General features: G+C 70.0%; 8 protein-coding genes. 4 read left to right on the top strand and 4 right to left on the bottom strand.

Annotated features, from left to right (window positions below; genetic code table 11):
• Positions 1 to 191 precede the first annotated feature (191 nt).
• Entirely contained in the window at positions 192 to 569 is a 378-nt protein-coding gene (locus GXP76_RS16740) for a hypothetical protein (RefSeq protein WP_242572327.1), read from the top strand.
• A 373-nt stretch (positions 570 to 942) separates the two neighbouring features.
• Here the strand turns inward: GXP76_RS16740 and GXP76_RS16735 are convergent, their stop codons facing one another.
• From GXP76_RS16735 to GXP76_RS16720, 4 genes are all read right to left on the bottom strand, one after another.
• Positions 943 to 4,137 (bottom strand): family 78 glycoside hydrolase catalytic domain, encoded by a 3,195-nt coding sequence (locus GXP76_RS16735; RefSeq protein ID WP_242572326.1) that lies wholly within the window; start codon positions 4,135 to 4,137, stop codon positions 943 to 945.
• A 925-nt stretch (positions 4,138 to 5,062) separates the two neighbouring features.
• On the bottom strand, positions 5,063 to 5,446 hold the full coding sequence (locus tag GXP76_RS16730; protein ID WP_242572325.1) for a co-chaperone YbbN: 384 nt from the start codon (positions 5,444 to 5,446) through the stop codon (positions 5,063 to 5,065).
• 33 nt (positions 5,447 to 5,479) lie between these two features.
• Complete coding sequence (locus GXP76_RS16725; protein WP_242572324.1) at positions 5,480 to 6,898, bottom strand: DEAD/DEAH box helicase; 1,419 nt, start codon at positions 6,896 to 6,898, stop codon at positions 5,480 to 5,482.
• Positions 6,899 to 7,092: 194 nt separating this feature from the next.
• Positions 7,093 to 9,516 (bottom strand): helix-turn-helix domain-containing protein, encoded by a 2,424-nt coding sequence (locus GXP76_RS16720; protein WP_242572323.1) that lies wholly within the window; start codon positions 9,514 to 9,516, stop codon positions 7,093 to 7,095.
• Between the two features lie 292 nt (positions 9,517 to 9,808).
• Here GXP76_RS16720 and GXP76_RS16715 point away from each other — a divergent pair, with 292 nt between their 5' ends.
• From GXP76_RS16715 to GXP76_RS16705, 3 genes are all read left to right on the top strand, one after another.
• Positions 9,809 to 10,969 carry a serine hydrolase gene (locus GXP76_RS16715; protein WP_242572322.1) on the top strand — a complete coding sequence of 387 codons (1,161 nt, stop codon included), beginning with the start codon at positions 9,809 to 9,811 and terminating at the stop codon, positions 10,967 to 10,969.
• Positions 10,970 to 11,060: 91 nt separating this feature from the next.
• A complete protein-coding gene (locus tag GXP76_RS16710) occupies positions 11,061 to 11,288 on the top strand; it encodes a hypothetical protein (RefSeq protein WP_242572321.1) in 228 nt (75 codons plus the stop codon).
• Between the two features lie 89 nt (positions 11,289 to 11,377).
• Positions 11,378 to 11,725, top strand: coding sequence for a hypothetical protein (locus GXP76_RS16705; protein ID WP_242572320.1), 348 nt, complete (start codon positions 11,378 to 11,380; stop codon positions 11,723 to 11,725).
• The last annotated feature ends 211 nt before the right edge of the window (positions 11,726 to 11,936 follow it).

Raw genomic sequence — 11,936 nt, 5'->3', positions numbered from 1 at the left:
AGCCGCCGCTCCTGCGGTGAAGGTCCCCGTCCGGGGCGGCCGAAGAACCCCAGCATGGGCCGGTTCAGATCCCTCATGCGCGAGGGCCGGCCGGCGCCGTGGCGGGAGGCTTGCTCCGGTCAGGCCCGCAAGCGTGAGAACCAGCTCCGGCCTTCCGCCCGGGCCGGACCTGTTCCTGCTCCTGGCGCTCGTTGCCGACCGACTCCTGCGGTTCGACGGTCAAGGGGCTGACCGGCACCGGTTCCAAGAGCCTCACACAGGACACGGCGGGCGTGCCCGGCCCCGTGGAGGCCGAGGATCAGTTCGGCGCCTCCGTCGAACTCACGGACAGCAACAAGGACGGCCGCGCGGAGCTGGTGGCCGACGCCTTCGCCGAGAACGAGGGCGCGGGTTCGGTCTGGCCCTTCAAATCCGGTACGAGCGGTATCACCGCGACCGGTTCGACGTCCTTCGGCGCCGCCTCGCGATCCGTCGGGCTTGCCCCGACGGATCGGCGGCGTGGACGAGCTTCACGGCGTGCCTGGAGACAGGTGACCCGGCTCTGGAGCGCGCCTTGGCGGACAAGGTGACGCTCTGTGGCATCCCGCGGCGCCAGGTGACGGTCCATCTGCATCGGTTCGTCGCGAAGAGGTCCGGGACGTGCTCGGACTGCCGAGTGAAGGCAGTCGCCGCCTCGTCCAGGTTGAGTCAGGACTTCCCTGGCGAGCGGGAGTCCTTGACCCCCGGTGGCCGCGTCCAGATCAGGGTGCTGCGAGGTGAAGTGCGTCCTTGTAACGGATTGCCCGGGATGAGTAGGACCGGTCTGCGATGGAGAGCCCCAGGCCGGCGGAGGAGGTTTCTTCGCTGTTCAGACTTCCTATGGCCTTGTGCCGTAAGTAGTTTCACAACGCGTCAGATCGCGCGTTCAGCCGCCGCTTCCCGCGCCAAAGGGCAGAGCATCGCCTACGTACGCAGCGAGATCACCGTGGTGCCGGAGCCGACCGGGCCCACCCGCAGGACGGTGCCGGTCAGGTCGTTGAACGACGTCATCCTGGTGCCTCCGTGCGCGTCCGCGGACGACACGGCCACCCGGTAGGCCGCCGGGTCGGCACCGCCGATCTCCAGTTCCACCACCGCCCGGCTGTTGGGCGGCACGGTCACCTTGAGGCAGTGCGTGCCCTTGGAACGGTGCAGGGAGACCGAGACCGGGCCGCGCAGGGACGGGACCGTTCCCGCGACCTCGGTCAGCTTCCCTGTCCTGGGCCGGACGCGGAACCCGGCCGCGCCCGCTTCCGTGACCTGGACGCCCAGTACGTGCCGGGCCACGGCGTTGGCGGGGGCGGAGGCCCAGGCGTGGGAGAAGGTCATGTTCGGCTTCAGCGACGGGTCCCACGCCTCCGTGACCATGGTGGCCTTCAGGTCGTCGATCATGTGCAGCCATGAGTTGGTGGCCCTGGAGGTGAGCAACGCGAGTGCGGCGTCGGCGCGGCCGAGCCGGAACAACGCGTCGAGAAGGAACTGCGCCCCGTACACGCTCATCCTCATACCGCCCGCGGCGAGAGTGTCGCCCATCCTGGTCAGCACCTCGCCGTCGAGGGCGGCGTCGACACCGAGCGCGACCGGGAAGGCGGTGGCGTGCTGGGCACTGTGGGTGGTGCCCGCACCATCGCGGAACAGGCCCGCCGAGGAGTCGAGCAGGGTGTCGCGCATGGCGGCGGCGAGGGTGTCGGCCCGCTCCCGCATCAACGCTTTCTCCTCGCTCTTGCCGAGGGCGGCAGCGCACTTGGCGAGAGCGTCGAAGGCCGCGTACTGGAAGGCGTTGACGACGGTGTTGACACTGGTGAAGACGTAACCGTCGCGGTTGGTGGCGGGCCAGTCGACCAAGTCGCCCAGGTCCTGGCTGGAGTTGCCGGGCGACTTGTGAACCAGACCGTCGGAACCCAGATAGGAAGTGAGGTTCTTGGCGGCGAGCAGGTGATAGTCCTTGGCGAGCTGCCGGTCGTCGCCGGTGGCGAGATAGTCCTCCCAGGCGGAGATGGCGCACATCAGCCGGTACTCGGTGGGCCAGGTGCCCCGGCGGACCAGGTAGTCGTTGGACCACCGGGCAAGCGCGTACGAGCGCTGCACGCCGTACTCGGAGAGCTGGTTGATCAGCGCGTCGCCCTCGTAGGGGCCCCGCTCGCGGGTCGGGGTGTCCTGGTAGAGGTCGCCGCGGGTCGCCTCGATCGAGTAGCGGCACAGGTCCCAGACCCGGTCCAGATCAGGGTCCGAGCTACTGAAGCGGGAGTCGGATTCGTCCCAGTCGAGCTTCCAGGCGCGGCCCCTGACGGTCGCCCGGGACAGGTCGACGGAGGTGCGCAACTCGGCCCAGCGGAAGCCGCGGTAGCCCCAGTGCTCGAAGCGCTGGACACCGTCGCGCAGAGTCCAGACCTCGCGGTAGAGGTTGGTGGCCCGCAACTGGTGTTTCACGGTGCCGTCGGCGTTGAGTTCCTCGCCGAGGCGCACCTCCACGGTGTCGCCCGCGTTGCCGGTGACCTCCAGGGCCAGCCCGCCGACGATCTCCCGGCCGAGGTCCACCAGCCAGCGGCCGTCGGCCACCTCGGTCACCGAGGCCGGGGTGACGTCGTGCAGCCGTACGGGCTCGATGAGCGCCGGGACCAGGCCGTCGATGGCTGGGCGGGAGGCGGGGGTGAGCCAGTCGGCGTCGTCGAAGCCGGGCTCGGTCCAGCCGACGGGCTCGTTGCGCAGATCCCAGTACTCCTGGGGCGCGGTGAAGAAGGTGCTGCCCGCGCTGCCCCCGGCCGGGAGAAGACCGTCCTGGCGGCGGGCTCTCCAGTCGCCGCCCGAGCCGATGGTGGCCCGGCCGCCGTCGGTGTAGGTGATCTCCAGTTGGGCCAGGAATTTCTGCTCCGAGGAGGTGTGACACAGCGCGGCCAGGGCGTTGGCCCGGCCGGCGCGCAGGGTGTCGGTGATGTCGAAGGACTGGTACGCGACCCCGGAACCGGAGCGTACGGAGGCGTAGCCGACCAGACTGCCGTTGCTCCACACCTTGGCCACGTACTGCCTGGCCGGGTCGGCGGAGGTGGCGGCGACGTGCAGCACGGCGGCGGCGACCTTCTTGCCGGACGCCAGGTCGTACTCGTGCCGCAGCAGCGCCCAGGTGTTGTCGGCGCCGTAGGAGGAGAGCGAGGAGGCGTCGGTGGGGAAGGTGAGGACACCGTTCGCGACGGTGCCCGCGGAGAACGTGCCCTTGTCGGAGGCGAAGTCGTCCTGGAGCAGCGTGGTGCCGTCGGCCGCGGTGAAGCGGACGCTGTCGTACACCTGCGACTCGGTGCGGCCGTTGCGCAAGCCGATGTTGCCCGACGGGTAGCGGGTGTGGGTGGTGGTGTCGACGACGGTGCCGTTGACGCCGGTGGTGAAGGCGGAGCCCGTCATGGTGACCGAGAGGTCCACCCACTCACCGGTCGCGACCGGGAAGGGCAGAGTCACCTCGCCGAGGACGCTGTACGTACCGTTCACGCACACGTGCTTGCGCAGCACGCCGGCGTCAGCGCCGGCGCGCAGTTGCCACATGTAGTTGTTGGCGGTGTCGGTGGCCCGGAACCACAGACCGGCGGCCACCGCGGTGATCTTGAGGCGAGCGGCGAAGACGCCGTCCGTCATGGTGGGTCCGGTCGGAGCCCAGATGGGCTCGGCCTGCCACTCGCCCTCCACCGCGGTCGCCATCAGCACGGGCTCCGACCACGACGACGGCTTGTCCGCCCAGCTGCGGACCCGCCACCAGTAGGCGGTACGCGGTTTCAGCGCCGGACCGCCGTAAGCCACGGCGGTGGACTCGGCAGCGGCCACCCTGCCGCTGCTCCAGACCAGTCGGTGGTTCTTGAACCCGCCCGGGGTGGTGGCTACCTCCAGCTGGTAGGCGCGCTGGCGGGTACAGGGGCCGAGGTCGGGGACCTGCCAGCTGAACCGGGGCCGCTGTCCGGCGGTGCTACCCAGAGCCTGCGGCAGCAGGTCGGTCAGCAGGCCGGTGGGCGCAGGGGGCGCGCCCTTGCCTTTGCCCTGCGCGGCGGCGGACGCCCGGGGCCCGGTGAACACGACAGAGGCGGACGCGGCGGCCCCCAGCTGCAGGGCGGTTCTGCGCGTCGGGTGTCTGGACATGGGCAGCCCCAGTGAGTGAAAGGTTTCATTCAGGTGCTCAGAAGCTAGGCGCTGCCCAGAAAGCAGGTCAATGGATTGGACGAAAGAAACAACTGAGGTGGAAGTGAAACGATTTATGCTGGCGGAGCTGAGCTCTCGCTCCGAATCGACACTGCGGTCGCTGTCAAGGGCAGCGGACCACCGAGATCGGAATCACCTCAGCCAGTGGCACCGCACTGGCCAAGGTCGACGTGGAAGATCCAGACGCCTTCGCCATCCGCCTCTTCCGCCGGACAACAAACCCCAAGCGCAAGCTCACCATTGGCAGCACGCCGGTGAACTGGCACTTATCGGTGACGGCCGACGTAGCGGCGGACTCATGGATGGTCACGGGCCGCGCGGATGTCGTTGGCCAACCAAACGATCGTCAGCTCCGACTCCTGCCCGCCGCTGACCCCGTGCACCCGCAGATCGAACAGCAGGCTGGTGCCCCCGACGACTCGTCCGTCGCCACAGCCACACGTCCCCGTGAATCGTTCGCGCCAGCACACCACCCCGCGATCGCCTCTCGCCACGCGCGGAACTGGGCCGCCGGAGCAGTCGTCCGTCCCCCAATGGCGGTCCAGCCCCAACTCAGCCCTTCAACGCGGTACACCAAGTCAGAAGCGGTCAATCCAAAAGGGCTCCAGCAGCTCGTACACCCAAGTAATCCCTGGTCAGATCCTTGCGTTGTTCCTGGGCGCCGTGGATTCCCAAGCTCAGAGCGCGAGTTCGATTCTCGTCACCCGCTCCACGACGAACCCCCAGGCCAGCGGCCCGGGGGTTGTTTTTGTCTAGTCCAATTCGAAGACCCCGCACTACTTGTGCACAACATCCGGCGGTCAATCGGTGCGCCAAGTACCGGCGCCGACAATCAGCACCCGGAAGTTGCGCCGGCGTTCCGTGATCATGGGGGTGGGTCATCCGCCGGCGCGCGGTGCCCGGGTTCGCTTCGGTCTCGTCGTTCGATGAACTCCCCGAGCGCCGTCCTGGACATCGGACCGCTCCAGGCCGCCGTCGCCTCGCCCCGATCGATCAGCACGAAGGAGGGCGCGCCGGTGACGCCGTATCGCCGTACGGGGCCGGGGCACCTTGCGATGTCGGCGCGGACCACGATCAGTCGGCCCTGGTGGACGTCGGCCGCCTCCCGCACCAGGGCGTCCATTTCCTTGCACGCTGCCGCGGCCTTGGGCCACACCCCGTAGAAGTACGCGAGCACCGGCATGTCCGCCCTCGCCAGGATGAACTCGAACTCGGCTTCCTCATGGGGTCGTTGGACCCTGTTCGCCATCGGCACTCCTTGACGCTCCAGTCGGTCCGAGGCTCAGGGGGCCCTACGCGCGCGGGCGGCCTTGCGGGCCTCCGCCATCGTGCGTGCCTCCGCGGCCTTGCGGGATTCCTTGGGCGGGCGGCCCGCGCGGGTGCCCAGGCCCCGGAACGCCGCGTTGCCGGTCTTCGCCCCGTCCTGCACCGGCGGGCGCTTCGCGCCTGTGATGCTGGTCAGCCTCTCCTCGCCGGAGCGAACCTGGGCGACCGTGGGCCGGATCCCGGCATCCGACATCATCCGGTTCACGTCCCGGCGCTGGCCGGGCGTGACCAGCGTGACCACGCTGCCGGACTCCCCGGCACGCGCCGTGCGCCCGCCGCGGTGGAGGTAGTCCTTGGGGTCGGACGGCGGATCCACGTTGACCACGAGGTCCAGGTGCTCGACGTCGATGCCACGGGCAGCGACGTTGGTGGCCACCAGCACCGTGATCTCCCCCTCCTTGAACCGGGCCAGCGTGTGCGTGCGCTGCGGCTGCGACTTCCCGCTGTGCAGAGCACCCGCCTGTATGCCACTGCTCCGCAGGTGGCGGGTGAACTGGTCCACACCGTGCTTGGTGTCCAGGAACATCAGCACCCGTCCGTCCCGAGCCGCGATCTCGGTGGCTGTCACGTACTTGTCGGCGGGATGGACGTTCAGTATGTGGTGCTCCATCGTCGCGACCGAGCCCTCCGCCCGGTCGACCGCGGCGAACACCGGCTCACTCAGATACTGCCTGACCAGTTGATCGACGTTGCGGTCGAGCGTCGCGGAGAACAGCATCCGCTGCCCGCCGGGGGGTGTCCGGTCCAGGGCCTCCGAGACCTGCGGCAGGAAACCCATGTCACACATCTGGTCCGCCTCGTCCAGCACCGCGATCCGCACCCGGTCCAGGTGACAGTCCCGCCGGGCGACGAGATCGGCCAGCCGTCCCGGCGTCGCCACCACGACCTCGGCACCCGCCCGGAGCGCCGCCGCCTGCCGGCCGATCGCCAGCCCGCCGACCACGGTCGCCGAGCGGAGCCCGAGCGCCTCCGCGTACGGCGCCAGCGCCTCGCTCACCTGCTGCGCGAGTTCCCTCGTCGGCACCAGGACCAGCGCGAGAGGGCGCTTCGGTTCGGCGCGCCGGCCCGCCGTACGTGCGAGGAGCGCGAGCCCGAAGGCAAGGGTCTTTCCCGAGCCGGTCCGCGCGCGGCCGAGGACATCCCGGCCGGCCAGCGCGCTCGGCAGAGTGGCCGCCTGGATCGGGAACGGCTCCCGTATCCCGAGCCCCGCCAGCACCCCCATCAGCTCGACCGGCAGTTCCAGCTCCGCGAAGGAGACGGCCGGAGGGAGGCCGGGCGCCCGTGTCCCCGGCACCGAGAGCTCGCCCCGCGGGGCCCTTCTCCGGTCGGACCTGCCGGGTCCGGAGCTACCGGAGTCCGATTGCTTCGCCTTCATTGGGGGTTCCTCGTTTCGGCGCCCTGAACGGACCTGGGCCCGTGCCTTGTCCGGCACGGGCCCAGGCTCTCTGCAAGCGTGACCCGACAGTACCAGCGCGGGCCTCGCGCCGGCTGGACTCGATCGCCCTCAGTTGGAGGCGGCGGACACTGCGGCATGCGCTGCTCGTCGGACGTCGTGTCCGACGGACCGCGTCACCGACCGGCCGGGGCGCTGCCACCGGCACGTGAGCCCTCGTCCTCCGCCGCCGTCCTTCCGTGGCCGGCGCCACGGTACGACTGGGCGAGGTGCCGTTGCAGCCGGATGTGCCGGAACTGGTAGACGGCGCCGGTCTGGCGCAGCACGCCCCGGCGATAGGCGTCTTCCAGGAACGCCACGGTGTCCCACGGCAGTCTGCGCGTCAGCGGCAGCCAGATCCGGGCCACCGTCACCCACTGCCCCCAGGCCGTGAAGGCGAGCACGTAGGACGTCGCCCCTCCGAGGCCCCCGACCGCGCCGACGAGCAGAGCCCATTCCAGCGGCCAGATCACTGCCCAGGACAGCACCTGCTGGAGCAGGCGGACCACGACGTACCCGCCGAGGGCGCAGCCGAGTGTGATCGCCGGGACCAGCACGAGGAGCTGCCGGACCGCCGTGGCACGGTTGACCGACAGCAGCCGCATCGGTGTGGCAGCGGCGGCGATGTCCATGGGTGCCTCGAACGCCGCGAGGAGCCCGAAGGCCAGTCCCGCCGTCAGACCGAAGGTCGGCCCGAGGACCAGCATGTTGCTGGTCACGACGCTGCTCGACTCCGCGTCCGGGAACTGGTCGTCCAGCATGCGCACCAGGAAGTCCGCCCAGGAGTACCCGATCCCCAGCACCGAGCCGGCCAGCAGCCCAGCTGCGAAGCGGGTGAGGGCATGACGGACCGGCCTGCGGCCGACCCGGCGGTCCGTGGCGGAGAACCCGAGTCCGACCCGGGCCGGGAGGGCCGCGGGCCGGCCGGACAAGGCCAACGCGCCGTGCACCAGGCCGAAGGCGAGTCCGGAGAGGAGAGCGGCCAGCGCGCCCTGGAGCAGCAGCGTCGTCGGCTCCAGCTCTCTGGTGTACAGGAAGGCGTACCCGAAGAGTTCCACGAGCCAGGTGGCCGCGGCCATGCACAGCCCGGAGAGCAGCACGGTGTGCAGGATGCGCGTCGACACCCGCACGGATTCACCGAGCCGCCACCAGGCGAGGTCCTGCCGGCCGTACGGGCCCCGGGTCAGACTGTGCGCGAGATAGCCGAGCCATCGCTCGGCCTGGCCCGCGTCGCGGTTGACCTGCCCGTAGGCGTCGACCGGCTCGGGGGCGCGGTGCCGGTAGAGCGCGGGTACGAAGCCCGCCAGCAGATGCTCCTCCAGGTGGCGTTCGGTGGGAAAGCGTGTGGTGTCGAACAGCTCCGACGGATCTTTTCCGGGTGCCTCGCCGTACATCGTCCGCGTCAGAGTGACCATCAGCGGGGTGCCCAGGACCTGCCCGAGCCGGACGCTCGCCGGTGTGTCCCGGACCCGCAGCCGCTCCAGTACGGCGTCCCACACGCCCGCCCCGTGCCGGCCACCGGAGGAGACGGAAAGGCGGTCGGTCCGGGGGAGATACGCAGCGAGGTCCTCGACGGTCAGGTCGGTGAGTTCGATGCAGGCGGCCCACACCAGAGGCGCGTGGACCTGGCGGACCGCCTGGGCGTACTCGTCCCGCCGGCTGGTCAGAACCAGCGGGAGGGAGGTGGCGTTGAGCGCTTCCAGCGCCGGGCCGCGCAGGGCTTCGGCCAGTTCGTCGAACCCGTCCAGGACCGGCAGTATCAGGTCGGCGTCCACCAGTGCACCGGCCAGCGTCGCCCCGTCGGTTGTCCGGTGGGCCAGATGAGGGTGGTCCCGCAGGAGTCGGTTGACCAGAATGTCACGCAGTGTGGTGGTGAGCGGGTCCCAGGATCCGATACTGAAGATCACCGGGACCGGGACCGGGACCGAAGAGGCTGGGGCCGCGAGGAGATCGAGGACGAACTTGATGGCCAGGACGGACTTCCCGGAGCCGGCCCGGCCGAGTACGACCAGCCTCCGCGACTCCACGCTCCGGTAGGTGCCGACCACACTTCGCAGCTCGCCGCTCAGGTCCAGGTCCCGGGGTACGGCGCCCGGCCGCAGGCGCTGGATGTTCTCCGGACGGTCCATCAGATCGGCCGGGGCCGGCTGATACCGCACCGGCAGCGGGAACGGGTCATGGACGCGGCGGTGTCTCTCTTCGCGTTGCCAGCGGCGGCCGACCTCACGGGCCAGTGACGCGGCGGCGTCGGAGAGCGCCCCGGTCGCCGGCTCCGCCGGAGCGAGGGGGAGCGGTGCGGTCTGTACGGGTTCCTCTTGCCGGCCGACCGGTCCCGGCTGCTCTCCGTCGAAGATGGCCGTGAGCCGGTGCCGCTCCTCCGCGTCGGCCTCCAGAGCCTCTGCCAGCAGGTGCAGTGTCCTCAGCCGGTGATCAGTGGACTTGCCCGTCTCCAGTCGGCGGATCGTACTCACGCTCACCTGGGACCGCTCCGCCAGCTGCTCCTGTGTGAGGCGGGCGCGTCTGCGCAACTGGCGCAGGAACGTGCCTGGCTCGTTGGTCACTCTGGGCTCCCACTTCCTACGGATGCCGCGGGACGACCGAGCGTAGCGCGACGACCGGTCACACATGGCCGGTCCCTGACCTGTCCATGAACTGTTCTCTGAGCTGGGCGAACCCCATCGTGGTGCAGCCGGCAACCCGCCGGCGACCACGGCTGCCGGAGCCCCGCGTTCGCGGACCGTGTACCGCGTTTCGAGGGCTGCGTTTCGAGGGCCGCGTCCGGAACTGCCGCGACGAACCGGCCAACGGCTCGATCGAGCGAGCCGAGACCTTCCCGAAGGGATGAACAACACGATGATCAGACGGAAGAGTAAGAAGCTTGCCCCCGTCATCGGCGCCGTGTGCGCGTCGGTGCTGGCGCTGTCGAGTCCGGCGGCGCATGCCGGTACGGCCGAGGCCGACCACCCGGCCACGGATGCGGCGCTCAGGGCGTTCCAGGCGGTGGCGGGACCGGGTGCCGCGGTCCATGCCGGGGCCGGCGGCGAATCCTGGACGCTGTCGGCGGGTACGGGCACCTTCAACACCGATCGGCCCATCAGATCGGACGAACACTTCCGCATCGGCAGCCAGACGAAGACCTTCACCGCGGTGGTGGTGCTTCAACTGGCCGAGGAAGGCCGCGTCTCCCTCGACGCGCCGATCGAGGAGTATCTGCCCGGCATCGTCACAGGCAACGGCTACGACGGTACGCGGATCACCGTGCGCCAACTGCTCCAGCACACCAGCGGTATCGGCGCGTACGACCCCTACCCCGGATTGAGTACGCCCCAGCCGAACCCGGACGGCACCTTCGGCCTCACGGCGCTGGTGCGGCACGGGCTGAGTTCCTCGCCCCCGACCGCCGAGCCCGGTACCGGCTTCACGTACTCCAACACGAACTACTACGTGCTCGGCGTACTCGTCGAAGAGCTGACGGGGCGGCCGGTCCACCGAGCCGTGACCGAGCGCGTCATAGAACCCCTCGGTCTGTCCCGCACCGTGTTCCCCGCGCCCGGCGAGCGCGCCCTGCCCGCCCCGGCCGTCAACGGCTACCACGGCGCCCGGTTGGGCCCCGTCCACCTGTGGACCCCTGTGACCTCCTACGACCCGTCCCTCTACAGCAGCATGGGCGGAATGGTCTCCACGATGGAGGACCTGACCGCCTTCTACCGGGCCCTGGCGGCAGGGGATGTCCTCTCCCCCGCGAGCCTCGCCGAGATGTGCACCGTGCGGCCCGTGAACACCGAGACGGCCTACGGCCTGGGGATCCACAGGCGTGCACTGTCGTGTGGCGGAACGGCTTGGGGCCACTCCGGCAAGGTGCCGGGCTACGAGAGCTACACCCTGACCACCGACGACGGTCGCCACGCCTCGGTGGTCACGAACGTGGCGATCATGATCGGCCGGCTCCCGTCCGCGCAACTGCTCGAACTGATGGACACAGCCCTGTGCGAGGACGCGCCGCGGCGCTCCTGACCGCCGGGCCCGCCGGGGCAGTTGGGCGCACACACGGCCGAACAGCGGCACGCATTCGGCATCCCCCTCTCCGCACATCAAGGAGTCACACATGGCACACCGCTACCGGTGTGGCGAATGCCGGTTCTCCACACGGTGGACCACCGAATCCGAGGCCGAGGACCTCGCGGCCGCCCACTACGTCGACCGCCACCCCGGACTGGTGCTCGGCGGCGGCATGGAAGTCAACCGGAGGAACCCCAACTCCCTCGGCTGTCTGCCGATGCTCGGGATCACGCTCTTCCTCCTTCTGATCGTCGTCGCCTCATCCCGGCGGTAGGCGCCAACCGCCAGTTTTCCGGGGGCCTGCCACAGGCCTCCTCCTCCGACTCCAATTCCGACTCCGACTCCGACTCCGACAGGACACAAATGGAGAAACACGCGACGCAGCGGAACTTCGAGACGTTCAGGGAATCCGGCGCGGCCGACGGCAATCTCGGCCACGGCGAGCCGGGTGTGACCGTCGAGAACGTTCTGGCCTTTCTCGTGGACGTGGTCGTGAGCTACGCGACGACGTTCTGGTGGCTGTGGGCGATTATCGGTCTGCTCTGGCTGCTGACCGACGGACGAGCCAAGTTCTCGTCCGGCGGTTCCGGTGGTCCCCGTTCCGGTGGTCCCGGTTCCGGTGGGCGCCACGACGGAGCAGGGGGCGACTTCGGCAGGGATGACGGTGGCTTCGCCGGAGGTGACGGCGGCGAAGGGGGCGGGGACGGCTGACCCATGGCTCCCCTCCTGAGCCGATCCGCCCGGCCGGCGGCCCTCGGCCCGCGCCGCGCTCCGAGACCGGCGTCGAAACGCCGATGCTCGGAGAGCCGGGTCGCCGCGCCGGGAACAACCGGTTCGGCCTGCGAGGTTGCAGTTGAGGGGTCGGCGTACCGCATGGAGATCATGAGGTCGTCCGCCCCGCCAGGACCGGGGGCCCATGATC

Origin of the sequence: Streptomyces sp. NP-1717 (assembly GCF_022695985.1) — a bacterium.
Classification (GTDB): domain Bacteria; phylum Actinomycetota; class Actinomycetes; order Streptomycetales; family Streptomycetaceae; genus Streptomyces.
The sequence above is the reverse complement of the archived record's forward strand: the minus strand, read 5'-3'. Positions and strand labels throughout refer to the sequence as shown.